Raw genomic sequence first — 20,070 nt, 5'->3', positions numbered from 1 at the left:
TGGCTTGTTACTATTTTATTTGGTTAGAATCAATTTTATTTGGTCAGAATGAGTCGATTGTTGCGGGTTAAACGTAAACGATATTCTTCTCCGGCATGCATAATTCGAATTTCTCGGCCAAGGGAAAACAGGTTGTTCGAGTGCAACATCGGTAGTGAGTGTGCTACGTCATTATTACGTGTAAACAGGCTAAATGGTGCGTTCATTCCTTCGACTCCGTGGTATATAGTGAACGATTTAAATGATAATCATTATCGAATAGGCCTGTCAATGAATTATTTAAGATTTTATAAAAAACCTAAATTTGCTTACACTCTGTAATATTTTCACGCAAAGGAGTACGGCATGTCGAAACCCACGATTCACGTTGCAATTGCAATCTTGTTGCATCAGGACAAGGTACTTGTAGGTTGGCGTGAAGCAAAACAGCATCAGGGAAATAAACATGAATTTCCAGGGGGGGAAGTTGAACAAGGCGAAAGTCCTTTAGCAGCCTGTCGCCGTGAAATTTATGAAGAAGTTGGAATCGGTTTGCAGGACTGGCATGCTTTTGATGTGATTCGGCATGAATATGATGATCTGATTGTCAACTTGCATTTATTTCATGCCATCGTACCGAGCGCTTTATTAAATGAAATTCAGCAGCCTTGGACATGGTATAGCCGTGATGAATTGCTCAGTTTAAATTTCCCCAAAGCCAATCAAGCCATGATCAAGCGCTTGCATTGGGCGCATCAGATTAAAATTTCAGATCAGTTAAATACATTAAACCAATTAAATCTGGATCAATTGATGTATTGGCGTGTTGAGGGCACTCAAGCACAGATCATTGAAATTTCCGGCTTAAGTGTTGAGCAATTGTCCAAGCTGATCGTGAATATTGATCTTTACCAACAGTTAAATTCAATTCAACAACAAGCCATTTCAGCCATTCATTTAAAGCAGTCACAAGTGATGTCTTTAATGCAAGGCGATTTAATCATGGGCAAACGCTATATTGCAGCCTGTCATGATTTAGTCTCGATGAAACAGGCACAGAAAATGGGTTGTGATGCCATTCTATTGAGTCCAGTGTTGGCTACAGAAACGCATCCAGAAGCTCGGGCATTGGGATGGGAACAGTTTAAGAATTTAGCTGCACAAGTCGAAATTCCTGTTTTTGCTTTAGGCGGAATGCAAGCCGGTGATCTGATGATGGCTCAAGAGCAGGGTGCTTATGGAATTGCAGGGATTCGATTTTTATAAAAAATAGAATAAAAGGATGTATTGCGCTGTGAATGGTTCAGTTTGATACATCCAAAATTTTATAAGGCTTTTAGTGCTTTTTGCGCTTGCTGAATGGTTTTTTGATCTTTTTGCTGTTGTGCAGCTTTTAAAATGACCAGCCAAAGTTGCTTTTTCATGGCATTACTTTGCGCATAACTCAGTCCACGCTGTGCTAAAGCTTCCGCATTTGCAAGCTTATTTTTTTTATTGGCCACCAAAGCCAAATACAAAAAAGTCTCGGCAGATTGTGGTGCCAAGCGCTGTGCCTGAAGTGCAGCAGCCTCTGCCTGATTCCATTGCCCTTGTTTATATGCAAGCTGGGTTTTTTGCATTAATTTTTTGAAGGCAGGAAGTTCACGACCATCATCAAATTGCTGCGTGTTTCTTTGCTCAGGAACGACTACCTGCATTTTTTTACGTTGAATTTCTTCGCGGTCATAAGGAGTAATGACCACACCAGAAGGCGTTTTAATTTCCTTCTTTTCAGAAGGTGCAGGTTTCGCCGGTTCCTTGGTCTCAGGGGCTGGCAGGCTTTGACATCCCACCAATCCAACTAAGCCTAGACCAAGTACCCAATGTTTATAAATGTTGAATTGAACATTCATTATGAATTTTCACCACTAATTATCATAGCTACCGCTTGAAATGACCTGACTATTATTCGTAGAGTCACTTGGCATTTCAGTTTCACTTTCACGAATATAGTTTTCGATACTATCGTTTTCTGCAGGTGCAGCCTGATTGCTTTCGGTGTCAGAATTGTAACCCGGCTCGACTTGATAATGCGGTAAACCACATGCGGTGGCTTGGCGTGGCACATTAGTACGGAGTAATGGAATATACATTGCACCTTCACAACCTTGTGCAGATAAATAGCCAGTTGTGCGGTCAATCCAATGCCATTGTACATTTTCAGTTTGGCGTAAGTTCACAGGTTTTTGGCGCAGTTGCTTCATAACATTGGTCCAAACAGGAAGGGCACCTGAAGAACCGGTTAAACCAGTAATTTTATTGTCATCCAGACCCAACCACACCACACTTAAATAATTACCCGAATAACCTGCAAACCACGAGTCACGCGTATCATTGGTGGTTCCCGATTTCCCGGCCAGTTTTAAATCGGTAGGTAAGGCGCTATAAGCCGAACGACCTGTACCTGAACTCATCACTTGCTGTAAGCCATAATTCAAAATATAAGCAGCAGAAGGGTCAATGGTTTTTTGAACGGTCAGACCATAACGATCGAGTAAACGTCCGTTTGCATCCACCACAGAACGAATTGATTTGATTGGGTATTTAAATCCGCCTGTTGCAAAGTTGCTATAAATGCTCATCACTTCCATAGGTGACATATCAACTGCACCGAGGAAGATAGAAGGATAGGTTGGAATATCCGAAGTCACGCCAAATTTTTTCAGGTGATTACTGAAAGTTGAAATCCCAAATTCCTGACCTAAACGCACTGCTGAAAGGTTATAGGAATTTGCCAAAGCTTCTGCCATTGAAACCACCCCATGATCACCGCCGCTATAATTTTTAGGTGTCCAGGTTTTTCCTTCACTGACAATGTTTAGAGAACTATCTTCAATTGGGCTTGCCCAGTTGTAACGTCCCGATTCAATGGCACTTAAATAGATGACCGGTTTGAGTAAAGAACCGACCTGACGCTTGGCATCTAAAGCACGGTTAAAACCGGTAAAGTCCTGTGTAGAACCCACCGCTGCAACCAGTTCACCATTTTCAGGATGAGAAATTAAAACAGCACCTTGTAAGTCTTTTAAACGTTTAGGATTGGCATTGGCTAAACCAGAAACAGACGCTTTAAATGCCTCTTGTACTTTGGTTTGGGCAATAGGATCAAGTGTGGTGAAAATTCTTAAACCTTGATTGGTCAAATCACCTTCTTGATATTCGGTACGCAGTTGTCGACGCACAATATCCAGAAAATCAGGGAAGCGGGCAGGACCCAAGGTTGGTTTTGCAATGACATTGAGTGGTCGAGCCACTTCTTGTTCAAATTGATCCTGAGTCAGATAACCCATCACCAGCATATTGTTTAAAACAATATCACGACGTCTTTTTGCACCTTCTGGATTTCTCCAAGGGTTAAACAACGTTGGTCCTTGAACTAAACCGACCAAATAGGCTTGTTGAGCCGTATTTAATTCACTCAGTGGTAAACCAAAGTAAAATTGTGAAGCCAGACCATAACCATTAATTGAGTAATTACCATTTTGACCCAGATTAACTTCATTTAGATAAGCTTCTAAAATTTCATCTTTATCATAATGAAGCTCAATTAACAGTGCCATCAAGGCTTCATTCACTTTACGTTTTAAGGTTTTTTCTGGGCTTAAATAGAAGTTTTTAACTAATTGTTGGGTCAGGGTTGAACCACCTTGACGTTTACCACCGGTGACATTACTGACTAAAGCACGTGCTGTACCGCGGACTGAAACCCCATGATGATGATAGAAGTTACGGTCTTCTGTCGCGATGAGTGCTTCAATTAAAGGTTTAGGGACTTTGTCGAGTTTAATCAGTACACGGTCTTCATTGTGTTGCGGGTAAATTCCCCCAATCAATAAAGGCTCTAAACGAGCGATACCGGTAGAGGATGGTTTGGTCGCACTAACTTCACCCACTTGATCATTGTTAAAGGTGACTTTTAACACCTGTTCAGGTTCTGCGCTATCGCCAAAGTCGAAACCACGTGTATGCACATACAGTGCATCACCTGAAGTAACGTAACTTCCTGATTTGGTATAGCTATCAGAATTTTTATAGCCGAGTAATTTCAGCTCTTGAGTAAAGTCTGTTTGATTAACTGGGGCATTGGTATAGATTTCCAAAGGACGAGCAAATACTTTCGCCGGAATATCCCAGCGTTGTCCTTCAAACTTATTTCGCACAATATTATCCATTCGGATTAAATAGGCGCTAAAAGCCAAGAAAGCACCAATGACTAATATTGAAAAAATAAGCGCTAGTAAACCGATACCACGTTCAGACTTCATCAATTAATATAAGATCCTGATTAATTGTGCTAATCATGCGAAGCTTTTCATTTTTTTGCAATAATTAATCTGTGAATGAAGATGAAATATTGCGATAAAAAGCCAAGAATATTTGTAATTAGTTATTGATTTTATAAAAGATGTTATTTTTACAGCTTCGTCTTTTTTTGGAGATATTGGGTTAATTTTAGAACACGTTTATAGAGCTGAGGTATTGAGCGGCATTATAGATCTCAAGGTGCTGCTTATAAAATGTGATCTTTATCATAAAAAATCAATATTATTTAAATTCGCAGAGACGTTTGCTGTAGTTGGTATATAGATGGGATACAAATCGTTGTTTAGTCACTCATTCATCTATATAGAATGCTACATGAAACTTTAAAGTTTTTTAAAATGAATAGGGTTAATGCTATGATAGGCAGGAATCGTAGCGGAGCGATGACTCAGGTGCAAATTTCACATAAGACTTTTCGAAACATTGGATTAATAGGGCGTCCAGATAAATCCTCCGTTGTTGAAACTTTAAGTCTCATTCATGATCATCTTTTAAGTTTAGGGCTACATCCTGTTTTTGATGCTCAAACAGCAGAGCTGGTTCCTTATCCCAATACGCAAACCGTCAGTCGTGCTTTACTGGGTGAAGTGGTTGATTTGGTGATTGTGGTCGGTGGCGATGGCTCTTTATTGCATGCTGCACGTGCACTGGTAAAACATAATACGCCTGTCATTGGCGTGAACCGGGGTCGTTTGGGCTTTTTAACCGATATTAAGCCGACCGAAGTTATATTCAAGCTCGATCAAGTGCTTAAAGGTGAGTTTCAGTTGGATCGCCGTTTCTTGCTAGAAATGGAAATTCGTTCCAAAGGTGAAAGTATTTATGATGCCATTGCGCTGAATGATGTGGTTTTACATTCGGGCAGGTCGGTTCATATGATTGACTTCGAACTGAATATTGATGGTCAATATGTCTATCGTCAGCATAGTGATGGTTTGATTGTCTCTACACCAACCGGTTCTACGGCATATGCTTTATCGGGTGGTGGACCCATTGTGCATCCTGGTATGGATGCCATTTCTTTAGTGCCGATGCACCCGCATACCTTGTCTTCACGTCCAATTGTGGTCGGTGGACATAGTGAAATTAAGATTATGATTCGTGAAAATCGTGTGTTACCGATGGTCAGTGCCGATGGTCAACATAGCGTTTCACTCAATGTTGGGGACAGTTTACATATCCGTAAACATCCATTTAAATTGAATTTGCTTCATCCGCCAGGGTATGACTTCTATATGGCATGCCGTACCAAACTTGGTTGGAATCAAGATTTTGACTATTTACAACAGCAGGATTAAATGATGAATATTGAACAAATGCTGGCCGTACTCGATCCTGAAATTGTTTCGCGTTTAAAAACAGCAGTAGAAATTGGTAAATGGCCTAATGGTATTGCGTTAACGGCTGAACAGCGTCAGACCTGTATGCAAGCGGTATATGCTTGGGAAATGAAGCATTTACCTGAAACTGAGCGCAGCGGTTATATCGACCGTGGCACCAAAGAAGAAGATGAACATTGTGATTCGCATGTTGAAGAACCTGAGTTCCAACCGATTCGTTTTGTTTAATGATGAGTTGTTTGAGTAGCTAAACTTTAAATTGAAGTTTAGCTACACGTAAAAGCCATTCGCAACTGTTCGAGGCAGGACTATATTCATATAGTCCTGTTTTTGCGAGAGAGATGACACTCGGTGGTATTTGCCGAGTTTTGCGAATGGAAAAAGTTTTGGTTACTTTTTTAAAAAGTAACACAACGAGCTCCCGATATTTGCTAATAAACTATACGACTCCGCAGAGCCTGATCCCTTAGCTCATTAAACAACTTTCCGGTTTTGCCAAAATTCTTTCGCTTTTAACATTGCCTGCTCATAAGAATCACAAGCGCCCATGGTATATAAAGCAATCCCCATGGTTTCAGTCACTGCAATTTCACCATATTCATGACTTTTCTTGCCTTCCCAAACCGCTTTAAAAACCGCTAAATCTAGCTCTTCTTCAATCGGACTACGGTTTTCAGTCAGTTTTGGTAATTCGTGCTCATATAGCTCGCCATTTTTAATGCCACAAATTAAAGTTTTCGCATCAGGATTACGTTCAAATTCCCCACCTTCACCTTTAATCACAGCACTGTTTTTATAGCCCAGTTTAAAAGCCGCCTGTTGGTGTGAAGTTCGATAAGCAGGATGGAAGATCGCTTGCACCGTTGCTTTGGCATTAAATGGGTTAATCAAGCGAGCAAGGGTATGAATCGGTGAACGTAAGCCCATCACGTTACGTAAGGCAATCAAGTCACTTAAGATGGGTGAAATCGCTTCTAAAGGAATATAGGCAAAATTGCGTTGTTGTAATTGTTGTTCCACATCTGTGTCATTTTGGCAAATAGCATAACCGAGGTATTCCAATACCTGTTCAGTATAAAGACGGTTAATGGTATGACCTGATGCACCATGCATGACAATTTTATAACCCTGTTGTGCCAAAGTCAGTGCAGCCAATAAAAACCATGGATAATGCTTGCGCTTACCTGCATACGACGACCAATCTAAATCAACATCCAAGTTTTTAAAATTGAGTTGATCACGTGTGGCTTGTACAAAACCTGCCAGCTCATCTACAGATTCTTCTTTAACACGTAACAGCATTAAGAAAGCACCAAGCTGAACATCCAAGACTTCATCTTTTAAGATCATGCTAAAGGCTTGATAGGCTTCATCATAACTGAGTGACCGTGCGCCATTTTTCCCTTTACCCACAATACGGACATATTGTGCAAAAGGATGTTCAAAATCTTTATAGATATTTCTTTTGGTTTGCATAAGGCTAGCTTTAATGGGCAAGTAAAATAAGTATGCGGATATTTTATAAAGTTGATAGAAATATTTCAGCTGAATTCCAAAAAAACTTGATGGGTTAAGTTTAGACCAATGTCTAATAAGAAATAGGCGATTATTTAGTCTTATTAACAAATAAACGAGAACAAACGCTAAAAAATTAGGTAAAATTTAATCTATGTTAGACTTTTGTTGCATTCCAATCTCCTGATCTAACGGTTTTGAATTTGGAAAAGTTCAGAATCTCGTGATTTTTAATCACATTTATAATACGTATTATTGTTCAGTATTGAAGGAATTCAATGCTTTGGCGCTCTTTTGCTTGGCAAAAGGGTTTTGGGCTGTTTATTTGTTGAAAATAGACAAAAACTGAATATTTCTTATTTAGAAATATATCGTGAAGTAATGTCATGGCTAAAAAACCAATTTATAAGTCACTCTATTTTCAAGTGATTGTTGCCATTATTGCCGGTATCCTCGTTGGTCATTTTTCACCAAGTGGAACGCAAATAATCAATGGTGCAGAACAATATGTTCCGGGCTTAGGTGAACAACTTAAACCTTTAGGTGATGCTTTTATTCGTTTGATTAAAATGATCATCGCGCCAGTAATCTTCTGTACAGTCGTCAGTGGTATTGCTGGTATGGAAAGCATGAAATCAGTGGGTAAAACTGGTGGTATCGCTTTACTTTACTTTGAAATTGTATCAACGATTGCCTTACTGATCGGTTTACTTGTAATTAATATTGCAAAACCGGGCGTAGGCATGAACATCGATCCTGCATCTTTAGATACATCAGGTATTTCTAAATATGTAGAATCAGGTGCTTCACAATCGACGCTTGATTTCTTTATGAATATCATCCCGAATACGGTTGTGGGTGCATTTGCTGAAGGTGAAATTCTTCAAGTATTGTTATTTGCGATTATGTTCGGTTTTGCGCTGCATAAACTGGGTGGTGCGGGTAAACCAGTACTCAAATTTATCGATCAAATCTCTCACGTTTTCTTCAATATCGTAAACATGATTATGAAGTTAGCGCCGATCGGTGCGTTTGGTGCGATGGCATTTACCATTGGTAAATATGGTATTAGCAGTTTGGCGCAGTTGGGTCAATTGATCTTGTGCTTCTACGCGACATGTTTATTGTTCATTTTCATCATACTTGGCACAATCAGTCGTGTGTGTGGTTTCAGTATCTTGAAAATGATTCGCATGATTCGTGAAGAATTATTGATTGTTTTAGGTACATCTTCTTCAGAGTCTGTATTGCCTCGTATGTTGAAGAAACTTGAAATTGCAGGTTGTGAAAAGTCCGTGGTGGGTCTGGTGATTCCTACAGGTTATTCATTTAATCTGGATGGTACCTCTATTTACTTGACCATGGCAGCAATCTTTATTGCCCAGGCAACCAATACACAGTTGGATATTGAACATCAAATTACATTACTTGTCGTGTTATTGATTTCTTCTAAAGGTGCAGCGGGTGTAACAGGTTCTGGTTTCATTGTCATGGCGGCGACATTGTCAGCAGTGGGTCATATTCCAGTGGCAGGTTTGGCTTTGATTCTGGGTATTGACCGTTTCATGTCTGAAGCACGTGCATTGACTAACTTGGTCGGTAACTCATTAGCGACAATCGTCGTTGCAAAATGGGTCGGTCAATTGGACACTGAACAGCTTCATCATGCGTTAAACAACCCTGAATATGTGGATGCCAAGATGCTTGAAGAAGCAGATAGACTACATGGTTAAAAGATTTGATTAAGAAAAAGGAAGCTTCGGCTTCCTTTTTTATTGACCCAAAAGTCATGAAATATCATGCTTATAGAACATGACAGATGTTTATAAAATGAATAGGATGGGGAAGGAATAAATACAACAACCCAATACAAGGACGCTATATGTTGGCTTATGATGCTGATTTAGAACTATTTCGTGATAACTACAAACGCTTTTTGAATGAACATGTTGCACCGCATTATGAACAATGGGAGCAGGAAGGCATTATGCCTCGTTCTATCTGGAATTTGATGGGCGAAAATGGTTTCTTGTGTATCGATGTACCTGAAGAGTATGGTGGTTATGGTGTTCCAACCCATTATTCACTGATGCTGGTTGAAGAGTCTGCACGTGCCGGATATAGCGCATTATCCACTGGTATTTCATGCCATTCTGAAATTGCAGCGCCGTATATTTTACACATTGGGACAGAAGAGCAAAAACAATATTGGTTACCGAAAATGGTATCGGGTGAAGTAGTCGGTGCCATTGGTATGACTGAACCCGGAGCAGGTTCAGACTTGCAAGCCATGCGTACGAATGCCGTTTTGCAGGGTAATCACTATCTGTTAAATGGTTCAAAAACCTTTATTTCAAATGGTCAACATGCAGACTTGGTGGTGCTGGCTGTAAAAACTGATCCTCAAGCACGTGCAAAAGGCGTGTCTCTTATGCTGTTGGATACGCATTTAGAGGGCTTTAAAAAGGGCACCAACCTGAACAAAATTGGTTTGCATTCGCAAGATACTTCAGAATTATTCTTTGATAATATCAAAGTGCCTAAGGACCAGTTATTGGGTCAGGCAGGGCAAGGGTTTGCTTATTTAATGCAAGAATTACCACGTGAACGTACAGCGATTGCCTCAACCGCCATTGGTGCGATTCGTGGTTCAATTGATGTCACGATTGCTTATGTGAAAGAGCGTCAAGCATTTGGTCAGCCAATTAGTCAATTCCAGAATACCCGTTTTGTACTCGCACAGGCAAAAATTGATGAATTGGCAACAGCCGCATTTTATAACCAGAATGTTGAACTCTACATGCAAGGTAAACTCGATGTAGAAACAGCCGCTGCATTAAAAAGTTTCAGTACCGATATGCAAATGAAAATAGCCGATAACTTGTTACAACTGTTTGGTGGTTATGGCTATATGACCGAATATCCAATTTCACGTTTCTTTGTGGATGCGCGTATTCAACGCATTTACGGTGGCACCAATGAAATTATGAAAGAGATTGTTGCGCGCAGCATATTGGGGCGCTAATCCATCAAATAAAAAGAGCCAAGTGGCTCTTTTTATTGACTCAATACCATCAGGCTTTCTTCAATAAAGGCAGGTAAGTCATCAGGTGAACGTGACGATATATACAGATTATTATCATTCACGACTCCCACATCGTAATACACCGCGCCAGCATTGATCAGATCAGTGGCGAAAGTTTTAAGCGTAGTCATTAATCGCCCTTTAACTACTTTCGCGCTTATCAGTAACTGTGGATTGTGACAAATACTCATAATGGGCTTTTTTGCTTGGGCAAATTTACGTATAAAATTGACAAAACGAGCATCAACACACAGGCGGTCAGGGGAATGGCCACCAGGAATGAGTAAGGCATCAAAATCATGCACTGAAACATCATCAATACTTTGGTCGATGGTCACAGCAGATTTACGCTTTTTACCGTAGACAATATTGCCTGCTCTATTTTCAATATTCAAAACACTATGACGTGCGGCACGAAAGGCCTGTACGGGTTCTGAGTATTCCACATCTTCAAAATCATGAGTGACTAAAACGGCGATTCTTTTTGACAATATTATTCTCCGAACTGCTTTGTTAAAAGACTATAAATTAAACATTAAAGTTTTGTGATGCAGTTTGGTAAATGACTATTGCAAAAGAAAAAGCCCCGAATATAGGGCTTCAGGGCTGGATTTAAGTGCTGTAATAAGTTGAGTCTAAGCGATATTTTTTTGTTGTTGCATTTGTCGAAGTTCAGCCCGTAGGATTTTTCCGACAGTTGACTTTGGTAACTCGTTCAATATCTCAATGAATTTTGGGACTTTGTAGGCAGTCAGGTTTTCTTTGCAGTGTTTTAGAATGTGATCGCTTGAAAGGTTTGGGTTACTGGAGGTAATAAAGGCTTTGACCGATTCTCCAGTGTGTTCGTCTGGAACGCCAATCACTGCAGCCTCAATGATATCAGGATGTTCTGCCAGAATAGCTTCAATTTCATTGGGATAAACATTAAAACCTGAAACGATCACCATATCTTTCTTACGGTCTAGGATATAACAAAAGCCATCTTGATCGACTTTGGCAATATCGCCGGTATGTAACCAACCATTAACAAAAGTTTCTGCTGTCTCGGCTGGACGGTTTAAATAGCCTAAGACAATTTGTGGACCTTTAACGCAAAGTTCACCCGCTTCGCCCAAGGGAACTTCCCGACCTTCTGTATTGACAATTTTAATGTCTGACCGGGGGAGTGGGAAACCGACAGAGCCTTGGCGAATTTCACTGATCGGTGGATGCAGGAGTGCTGCACAACTGGTTTCAGTCATGCCAAAACCTTCAATAATTGTTCCCACTTTAGCTTTCCAGTTTTCGGCTGTGGTCGGCCGTAAAGCCGTTCCACCGGAAATGGCGCAGGTCAGTTTCGGTGGTTTTTTTACAAACCAGTCCTCTGCCAAAAGGCCAGCATATAAAGTATCCACACCCGTTAGCCAGGTGACATTGAATTTTTCAAAAGCGGGTTTTAAATTGCTGACTGGGCGTGGCGATGGAATCAGTAAATTATGTGAACCACCTTCAAAAAACATCAGGAAATTTACACTAAAAGCAAAAATGTGGTACAGCGGAATAGCGGTTAAAATACAGTCCTGATGATTAAATCCAGACTGATGCGCACGTAAATAATCTCCGGTGATTTTGATCAGTGACGCTATATTTTGATGACTGATCACTGCACCTTTACTGCGTCCAGTGGTTCCACCAGTGTATTGATACAGGGCAATATCATGTTGAATAGGGACATATTGTTCTAAAGCTTTGCCAATGACTATAGCATCTGCGAAAGTGGAATATTCAATACTGGATTTGAGTGAGCGACCTTGCGCTTCGGCATCCGCCTGCATCTTTTGGGTAATCATACCACTATACGGTTGATCAAAAAATTCACTTAAACTTGCTGTCACTAATGCAAGCGATTTAAGTTGAGGATTATTTTGAATGACGCGCTCAAAAGTCGCTAAAAATAACTCCGAAACAATCAGCGCCTTTGCACCACTGTCTGTCAATTGGTACTCAAGCTCACGCGGAGTATAAAGCGGATTGATATTGGTAATGATCAGTCCAGCTTTCCAGCAGGCAAATACCGCAATTGGGTATTGTAGGGAGTTCGGCATTTGCAAACCGACTACATCACCTTTTTGAAGCTGAAGATGCTGTTGCAGGTAATTGGCAAATGCAGTCGAGAGATCATCAATCTCTTGAAACGTTAAAGTCTTGCTTAAGCCAACCGGCAATACCACACTGAATGCAGGTGATTGAGGAAATTGCGCCGTGGTGTGGGTGAGTAACTCTGCCAGATTGGAGCGAACTTGCTCTGGCTGAAGTTGATAGCCATGTAATGACGAAGGCAGATGTTTTTCCCAAGGGCGCTGTGCGTAATGGCTCATCTCATATCCTTAAATTTATCTTTTTAAATTGTTTTTGATTTTTTATGTCAGTCCTGACATTGATCTTTTAACATCGAGTAAACAGGTATTTTTCGTAATGATCAAATCTGCCAATGAATATGATGCAATATAAAAAATCAATCAATAATCTTTGCTCAATAAGATCTGAAAAGTATGACTTTATTTTCAAATATCGATAAATTTCTTCAACTAAATAACATAAAGCCGGCAGGACTAATCCAAATTTAACGATGTACGCTTGTCACTTAATTTTTATTAAATTGGCAAAACCTCATCAATTTTAAATATTCATGGCAAAAACATCAGGAATAAAATTGCTGATTAAATCAACTGTATGTTTTTAAGACTGAATCAATCAAAGTCTTATTGCGTAACAATTGAAAGCTAACTATTGTTATACTGTTTGCATAATGTTTTCGAAGGGCGACATAACAATGATCCACGACGATCAAAACACCAAGACTTCTCTTGACCTTGCTCAAATTCGTGAGGATATTGACTCTGTAGATCAGCAGATTCAACAACTTATCAATCGTCGAGCGAAATTGGCAGAAGCAGTGGCAAAAGCAAAATTTGCTTCTGAAGAGAATCCAATGTTTTACCGTCCTGAACGTGAAGCACAAGTTTTACGTAATGTTATGCAGCGTAATGAAGGGCCATTATCTGATGTGACCATGGCGCGTTTATTCCGCGAAATCATGTCAGCATGCTTGGCGCTTGAAGCTCCGCAAAGTATTGCGTTTTTGGGTCCTGTCGGAACTTTTACTCATTCAGCAGTTCTTAAACATTTCGGGCAAGATGCAATTGTTCGCCCACTGCCAACCATCGATGAAGTGTTCCGCGAAGTAGAAGCGGGTAGTGCACATTATGGTTTGGTGCCTGTAGAAAATTCGTCTGAAGGTGTGGTCAACCACACTTTAGACTGTTTTAAAGCCTCACATTTAAATGTAATTGGTGAAGTTGAATTGCGTATTCATCACCAATTCCTTGTGTCATCCAATACCCGTAAAGACAGTATTAAACAAATTTATGCGCATCAGCAAACATTGGCGCAATGTCGTGGCTGGTTAGATGCACATTATCCGGGGGTGGAACGTGTTGCCCTAAGTTCAAATGCTGAAGCTGCCCGCCGTATTCGCAATGAATGGCATTCAGCAGCAATTGCATCTGATGTCGCTGCAAGTATTTATGACCTGGAAATTCTACATGGCAACATCGAAGATAATCCTGAGAATACCACGCGTTTCTTGGTGATTGGCCGTGAAAAAGTACCACCAAGTGGTAATGATAAAACTTCATTATTGATTTCTGCACATGACCGTGCCGGTGCCTTACTGGAAATTCTGGCACCCTTCGCAAAACACAACATTAGTCTAACCAGTATTGAAACTCGTCCAGCTTTACCTGAAAAATGGGCCTATGTTTTCTTCATTGACCTGGAAGGCCATGTTGAGCAAGAAAACGTCAAAGCAGCAATTGAAGAAATTCGTCCTTTGGTGAAAGAAGTTCGAGTTTTGGGTTCTTACCCGATTGCGGTATTGTAAATCTTATCCATCAAAGCAGTGGTCAATTTTTGCATTGAAGTTGACCCCATTTATCACTTGAAATAACTGGAAGAGTAACATGTTGTTTGTCCCTGCCAATGAAGGCATCTCAAAGTTAAAGCCTTATCAACCAGGTAAACCAATTAGTGAACTTGAGCGTGAGTTAGGGATTACTGATATCGTCAAATTGGCCTCGAACGAAAATCCGTTGGGTTGTTCTGAAAAGGTGAAGCAAGCGGTGGCTGCTGAACTGGCAGAAATTGGTCGATATCCGGACGGTGGCGGTTTTATCTTAAAAGACCAGATTCAGGCACAATTTGGCGTGACTGCTGACCGTATTACTTTGGGTAATGGTTCAAACGACTTGCTTGAAATGTTTGCCCGCGCATTCGTTTCAGAAAAAGATTCTGTGGTGTATAGCCAACATGCATTCGCTGTATATGCTTTGGTGACACAAGCGATTAATGCCGAAGCGATTGAAGTGCCTGCAAAAGGCTTTGCCCATGACTTAGATGCCATGGCTGCGGCAATTAAAGACAATACCAAACTGATTTTTATTGCCAATCCCAATAACCCAACCGGAACCTGGTTTGAAGAAGCTGAATTTGAAGCCTTCATGCAAAAAGTACCGACCAATGTGATTGTTGTTCTGGATGAAGCTTATGTGGAATATTTCCCGGAAAACTTCAACAGCTTAAAATTCTTAGAACAATATCCAAACATCATCGTGAGCCGTACCTTGTCTAAATGTTATGGCTTGGCAGCATTGCGTGTTGGTTTTGCCTTGGCATCAGCCGAAGTGACTGATTACTTGAACCGTATTCGTCAGCCATTTAATGTGAATCATCTTGCAATGGTCGCAGCTGTAGCGGCATTGAAAGATGAAGACTTTATTGAACAATCGCGTATTGTAAATAAAGCGGGCATGAAGCAGCTTGAACAAGGTTTTGCGGCTCTTGGTCTGGATTATGTACCTTCACGTGCCAACTTCATTTTGGTCGATGTACAGGCTGATCCTGCGCAGACTTTCAATGCATTGTTGAAAGAAGGCGTGATTGTACGTCCTGTCGGAATTGCAAATCATCTTCGCGTATCGATTGGTACTGAAGCTGAAAATGCTAAATTCTTGACAGCACTTGCCAAAGTTTTGGATTTGACCAGCAGTGCTGTAGAGGAAAAAGCCTAAGCCATGTCTCAGCCACTGTTTGAAAAAGTTGCCTTTATTGGACTTGGGCTGATTGGCTCAAGTCTGGCTCGTGTCATCATTGCTGAAAAATTGGCAAAGCAAATTGTTGCATCCACACGTTCTGTAAAAACTTTAGAAGATGCTAAAGCTCTAGGTTTAATTCAGGAAGGTTATAGCAATCCTGTCGATGCTGTGCAAGGTGCAGATCTGGTGGTTTTGGCTTTGCCTGTGCGTGCAACGCAAAAGGTACTGGAAACCATCAAGCCTTATTTGTCAGAGAAAACCATTATTACCGATGTGGGCAGTACCAAGGGTAATGTCGTGGATGCTGCAAAAGCGGTGTATGGCGAAAACCTACCTGCAGGTTTTGTACCGGGTCATCCGATTGCAGGTGCCGAACATACCGGTGTGCATGCAGGTAAGGTCGATTTATTTGCCAATCATAAAGTGATTTTGACACCACTTCCAAGCAGCGGTGACTGGGCCGTGGATAAACTGATTCAACTGTGGCAAGCCGCAAAAGCGGAAGTGATTTGCATGGATGTGGAAAAGCATGATGAAGTGCTGGCCCATACCAGCCATCTTCCGCATTTGATGGCATTTAACCTGGTGGAGCAACTGGCAAACCGTGAAGATAATTTAGATATTTTTCGTTATGCTGCCGGTGGTTTTCGCGATTTTTCGCGTATTGCAGCCAGTGATCCGCAGATGTGGCATGACATCTTTTTTGCCAATAAAAAAGCCATTTTAAATGCGGTCGATGGCTTTGAACAACAACTCACCCAAATCCGTAAACTGATTGAAAACGAAGATTCACAAGCATTGATGGGATTGCTTGAACATGCACAAGCGGCACGTCAGCATTTCAATCACATGCTCTCTAAGAAACCCCTGATGGAGAAAAATAAAGTGACACAACAATTTACCATTTTGCCAGGTGCTAAAAAATTCCAAGGTAAATTTACCGTGCCAGGTGACAAATCTGTGTCACATCGCTCCATCATGTTTGGTGCGATTGCCGAAGGTACCACACACGTGACAGGTTTCTTGGAAGGTGAAGATGCTTTAGCGACGCTTCAGGCATTCCGTGATATGGGTGTTAGCATTGAAGGACCTAAGAATGGTGAAGTGACTATTCATGGTGTCGGTATCAATGGCTTAAAAGCGCCTGCAAGTGCCTTATACATGGGTAACTCGGGTACGTCGATGCGTTTGCTTTCAGGCATGTTGTCTGCACAAAAGTTTGATTCTGTGATGACCGGTGATGCGTCATTGTCTAAACGTCCAATGGAACGTATTGCCAAACCATTACGTGAAATGGGTGCACAGATTCAAACCACAGGTGAACGTGGTACACCGCCAGTTTCAATTACTGGCAGCCAAAACCTTCAAGGTATTCACTACGATTTGCCAATGGCATCGGCTCAAGTAAAATCAGGCATTTTATTGGCGGGTCTTTGGGCAAATGGTGAAACTTCGGTAACAGAACCTGAACCAACCCGTGACCATACTGAACGTATGTTGCGCGCTTTTGGTTATGAAGTGAAAACTGAAGGCAACCGTATTTCACTGCAAGGTGGCGGTAAATTGGTTGGGACTGAAATTCAGGTACCATCAGATATTTCATCTGCTGCGTTTTTCATGGTCGGTGCAGCCATTACTGAAGGTTCAGACGTGACACTTGAAGCGGTCGGTATCAATCCGACCCGTACTGGTGTCATTGAAATTCTGAAACAAATGGGTGCAGATTTAACTGTCGAAAATGAACGTATTGCCGGTGGTGAACCGATTGCAGATATTCGTATTCGCGGTACACGTACCTTAAAAGGCATTCATATGCCGGAAGATCAGGTGCCACTAGCGATTGATGAATTCCCGGCACTATTTATTGCTGCGGCATGTGCAGAAGGTCAAACTATTTTGACCGGTGCTGCAGAGCTTCGCGTTAAAGAATCTGACCGTATTCAAGTGATGGCAGATGGCTTGCAAACCATGGGCATCGACTGCACCCCAACCGATGATGGCATCATTATTGAAGGTAAAGGCAAATCAGGTGACTGGTCTGCAATCTTCAATGGCGGTGAAATTGAATCGCATCATGACCATCGTATTGCGATGAGTTTTAGTATGGCAGGCTTGCGTACTTCAGGCGAAATCAAAATTATCGGTACAGAAACTGTGGCAACCAGTTTCCCGACATTCACTGAACTTGCAAATCAAGCCGGTTTAGCGATTCAGGTGAGTGAGTAATTAGTCTAATTTTGTAGATTTGTTAGAAAACAGCCAAGCTTTTGCTTGGCTGTTTTGTTTTTATTGCTTATGCTAAAACCATACAACAAGAATGTGTTTGGATGCACCGATGAGAAAATTACAATTTACTGCAAACTGTGAAAAGCATAATCATGTGTCGCAGCAACCGAATGATTGTCATGTGACTCAGGAATATGTTGCAGATCTTTTGTCTAAAGAATTGGGTCAATACGGTTTTCAGACTTTGTCACAAAGTGGTGATCAGGTTGCTGTAAGTGTAGACAATCAATCCTTACCTTTATCTGTCACTTGCCAGAGTCATGAGGCAGAAGGGCATTTAGTCTGTGAAATCACCTCGTACCCAGATGAAGAGCAGGATTGGCTAGATCGTATTACCGAACAAAGTCTATTAAATCAATTGGCTCAAGCGGTTGAGAACACTTTAAAAGAAGATGAATCTTTTAGTGAGTTTAAATGGACGACGGGCTAATCATAAAATATAAGTATAAATGCGGCTTTTATAAGTCGCATTTTTGTCTCATCTTATTTTTAAATGTGTCACTTCTTGGATTTTCTCATTTTGTAAAAATAATAAAAAGCCAACTCAATAAAGATGTTTTTGCTAGAAAAATTAAATAAAAATGAATAAAAAAGACCATCTTCATGACGGTCTTTTTATTAATTTTCGATGCTGATTAAGCAATTAAAAAGCGAGAGATCGCAATACGCAATTGCTTTAAATATCCAGTAAAGAAATGGTTTGCACCCGGTAATATTGTCAATAAATGACGTTGTGGTTTAGCCCATTCGATTAAGTCAGATAATAAAGTGACTTCATCGGCTTCACCATGGATAAACAAAATATCACCTTTAATGGCAGGGGTAACATAATGGCGTAAACCTGCCACAGTTGCTGTTGGTAAACCACATAAAATCAATTGCTTCGGTTTAATTTCATCAGGCAAGGCATGGAAACATTTTGCCATCACATGTGCGCCAAAACTAAAGCCACCCGCATAAAAAGGCAGGCTGATATGTTTACTGCGAATTTGTTTAATGGCTTCTAGAATATCATCCGTTTCACCATGGCCTTCGTCATGCAGGCCATCGCTTTGACCTGAACCGCGAAAACTCGGACGATAGACAATACAACCGCGCTCAAGAAACATTTGAGCCAAAAGCGTGGGTACCTTATGCTGCGGATTACCGCCTTGCAAGGGATGGGGGTGACATACAACCGCGAATCCTTTCACTTCACCCTGTGGATAATCAACAAAAATTTCAAGTTGACCAGCAGGGCCTTGAATGAAAATTTGCTCGGACATATAACAACCGACGGATAACAGGAGAATGAGATATTTTACCGATAATGTTCAGTAAAAACACAAATTGGAAATAAAATAAGTCTACTGTTATAGTTTGTTTAATTATTTTTTGATCAGGTTATTCATGCTCGCCTTAATTTCTCCTGCCAAGACTTTAGATTATGAATCTGCATTACCAACTGATGCGCATACCTTACCAAGATTGCTGGAACATTCACAAGAACTTATAGACGTAAGTCGTAAACTGTCTGCTACAGATATCTCCAATTTAATGAGCGTGAGTGAAAAAATTGCTAAATTGAATGTGGAACGTTTCAATGATTGGCAGTCTGAGTTTAATTTTTCCAATGCGCGTCAGGCTTTATTTGCTTTTAAAGGCGATGTTTATACCGGTTTAGATGCCTATGATCTGAATGATCAACATATTGAATTTGCACAAAATCATTTACGCATGTTGTCTGGGCTTTATGGTTTATTGCGTCCTTTAGATTTGATGATGCCGTATCGTTTAGAAATGGGCACAAAATTGCAAAATCCACGGGGTCATAACTTATATCAATTCTGGGGCGATCGCATTACCAGTTTAATCAATGATGATTTGGAACATGCCAATTCAGAGTTATTGGTCAATATTGCGTCGGATGAATATTATAAGTCAGTGATTGAGCGCAAAATTAAAGCTGAAATCATTAAGCCTGTGTTCCTGGATCAAAAAAATGGCAAATACAAAGTGATCAGCTTTTATGCCAAAAAAGCACGGGGTTTGATGGCACGCTATATTATCGAAAACCAGCTCAATCAAGCGGAAGACTTAAAATCATTTAATACTGATGGTTATTATTTTGATGCTGAAAGTTCCCTTAAGGGTGAATTGGTGTTTAAGCGTGATGAGCAACAAGCTGCTTAAGGATGTTTTTGCAGGCAATAAAAAATCCCGAAACTAATCGGGATTTTTTTTAAGGGTTAAAAGAATAATTTTTATAATGATTAAGTGTTTATATTAGACCTCTTTCATAAATCATTTTTACTCAGCTCCAAGTTATAGATTCCAGCAATTAAATTGAATCTCAAACCGAGTCTTTTCGCTCTATTTCGATAACGTTCCG

The 20,070-nt window shown here is 40.6% G+C and carries 17 protein-coding genes; 10 read left to right on the top strand and 7 right to left on the bottom strand.

What is annotated here, in order from left to right; translation table 11 throughout:
- Positions 1-35 precede the first annotated feature (35 nt).
- Entirely contained in the window at positions 36-206 is a 171-nt protein-coding gene (gene hemP, locus HLH14_RS10230) for a hemin uptake protein HemP (RefSeq protein ID WP_081406229.1), read from the bottom strand.
- A 139-nt stretch (positions 207-345) separates the two neighbouring features.
- Here hemP and HLH14_RS10225 point away from each other — a divergent pair, with 139 nt between their 5' ends.
- Positions 346-1,245 carry a thiamine phosphate synthase gene (locus tag HLH14_RS10225; RefSeq protein WP_067724343.1) on the top strand — a complete coding sequence of 300 codons (900 nt, stop codon included), beginning with the start codon at positions 346-348 and terminating at the stop codon, positions 1,243-1,245.
- Between the two features lie 59 nt (positions 1,246-1,304).
- Here HLH14_RS10225 and HLH14_RS10220 read toward each other — a convergent pair whose 3' ends face one another.
- Positions 1,305-1,871 (bottom strand): hypothetical protein, encoded by a 567-nt coding sequence (locus HLH14_RS10220; protein WP_067724344.1) that lies wholly within the window; start codon positions 1,869-1,871, stop codon positions 1,305-1,307.
- Positions 1,872-1,886: 15 nt separating this feature from the next.
- Positions 1,887-4,283 carry a penicillin-binding protein 1B gene (gene mrcB, locus HLH14_RS10215; RefSeq protein ID WP_067724345.1) on the bottom strand — a complete coding sequence of 799 codons (2,397 nt, stop codon included), beginning with the start codon at positions 4,281-4,283 and terminating at the stop codon, positions 1,887-1,889.
- Positions 4,284-4,697: 414 nt separating this feature from the next.
- Between mrcB and HLH14_RS10210 the strand changes: the two genes are divergently transcribed.
- A complete protein-coding gene (locus HLH14_RS10210; RefSeq protein WP_067724346.1) occupies positions 4,698-5,639 on the top strand; it encodes an NAD(+) kinase in 942 nt (313 codons plus the stop codon).
- Positions 5,640-5,642: 3 nt separating this feature from the next.
- On the top strand, positions 5,643-5,909 hold the full coding sequence (locus tag HLH14_RS10205) for a YeaC family protein (RefSeq protein ID WP_067724347.1): 267 nt from the start codon (positions 5,643-5,645) through the stop codon (positions 5,907-5,909).
- 246 nt (positions 5,910-6,155) lie between these two features.
- On the opposite strand, the gene HLH14_RS10200 is transcribed toward HLH14_RS10205, so the two are convergent.
- Positions 6,156-7,157 (bottom strand): glycosyl transferase family protein, encoded by a 1,002-nt coding sequence (locus tag HLH14_RS10200; RefSeq protein ID WP_067724348.1) that lies wholly within the window; start codon positions 7,155-7,157, stop codon positions 6,156-6,158.
- A 425-nt stretch (positions 7,158-7,582) separates the two neighbouring features.
- Here HLH14_RS10200 and HLH14_RS10195 point away from each other — a divergent pair, with 425 nt between their 5' ends.
- Together HLH14_RS10195 and HLH14_RS10190 are read left to right on the top strand one after the other, a co-directional pair.
- A complete protein-coding gene (locus HLH14_RS10195; RefSeq protein WP_067724349.1) occupies positions 7,583-8,929 on the top strand; it encodes a dicarboxylate/amino acid:cation symporter in 1,347 nt (448 codons plus the stop codon).
- Positions 8,930-9,078: 149 nt separating this feature from the next.
- Positions 9,079-10,221, top strand: a complete 1,143-nt coding sequence (locus HLH14_RS10190; RefSeq protein ID WP_067724350.1) for an acyl-CoA dehydrogenase family protein — start codon at positions 9,079-9,081, stop codon at positions 10,219-10,221.
- Between the two features lie 32 nt (positions 10,222-10,253).
- On the opposite strand, the gene HLH14_RS10185 is transcribed toward HLH14_RS10190, so the two are convergent.
- Together HLH14_RS10185 and HLH14_RS10180 are read right to left on the bottom strand one after the other, a co-directional pair.
- Positions 10,254-10,772, bottom strand: a complete 519-nt coding sequence (locus HLH14_RS10185) for a type 1 glutamine amidotransferase domain-containing protein (protein WP_067724351.1) — start codon at positions 10,770-10,772, stop codon at positions 10,254-10,256.
- A gap of 144 nt (positions 10,773-10,916) precedes the next feature.
- Entirely contained in the window at positions 10,917-12,638 is a 1,722-nt protein-coding gene (locus tag HLH14_RS10180; protein ID WP_067724352.1) for a long-chain-fatty-acid--CoA ligase, read from the bottom strand.
- Between the two features lie 455 nt (positions 12,639-13,093).
- Between HLH14_RS10180 and pheA the strand changes: the two genes are divergently transcribed.
- The 4 genes from pheA to HLH14_RS10160 all read left to right on the top strand — a co-directional run bounded on the left by pheA (position 13,094) and on the right by HLH14_RS10160 (position 18,129).
- Positions 13,094-14,203, top strand: coding sequence for a prephenate dehydratase (gene pheA, locus HLH14_RS10175; protein WP_067724353.1), 1,110 nt, complete (start codon positions 13,094-13,096; stop codon positions 14,201-14,203).
- A 79-nt stretch (positions 14,204-14,282) separates the two neighbouring features.
- Entirely contained in the window at positions 14,283-15,389 is a 1,107-nt protein-coding gene (hisC, locus tag HLH14_RS10170) for a histidinol-phosphate transaminase (RefSeq protein ID WP_067724354.1), read from the top strand.
- A gap of 3 nt (positions 15,390-15,392) precedes the next feature.
- Positions 15,393-17,639: a bifunctional prephenate dehydrogenase/3-phosphoshikimate 1-carboxyvinyltransferase gene (locus tag HLH14_RS10165; RefSeq protein ID WP_067724355.1), complete on the top strand. Its 2,247-nt coding sequence runs from the start codon at positions 15,393-15,395 to the stop codon at positions 17,637-17,639.
- A gap of 109 nt (positions 17,640-17,748) precedes the next feature.
- Complete coding sequence (locus tag HLH14_RS10160; protein WP_067724356.1) at positions 17,749-18,129, top strand: hypothetical protein; 381 nt, start codon at positions 17,749-17,751, stop codon at positions 18,127-18,129.
- Positions 18,130-18,334: 205 nt separating this feature from the next.
- Here HLH14_RS10160 and HLH14_RS10155 read toward each other — a convergent pair whose 3' ends face one another.
- On the bottom strand, positions 18,335-18,964 hold the full coding sequence (locus tag HLH14_RS10155; RefSeq protein WP_067724357.1) for an alpha/beta hydrolase: 630 nt from the start codon (positions 18,962-18,964) through the stop codon (positions 18,335-18,337).
- 124 nt (positions 18,965-19,088) lie between these two features.
- Between HLH14_RS10155 and yaaA the strand changes: the two genes are divergently transcribed.
- A complete protein-coding gene (yaaA, locus tag HLH14_RS10150) occupies positions 19,089-19,871 on the top strand; it encodes a peroxide stress protein YaaA (RefSeq protein ID WP_067724358.1) in 783 nt (260 codons plus the stop codon).
- Positions 19,872-20,070: the final 199 nt, after the last annotated feature.

It is taken from the genome of Acinetobacter terrae (genome assembly GCF_013004375.1).
In the GTDB taxonomy this organism is placed as follows: Bacteria; Pseudomonadota; Gammaproteobacteria; order Pseudomonadales; family Moraxellaceae; genus Acinetobacter; species Acinetobacter terrae.
The sequence above is the reverse complement of the archived record's forward strand: the minus strand, read 5'-3'. Positions and strand labels throughout refer to the sequence as shown.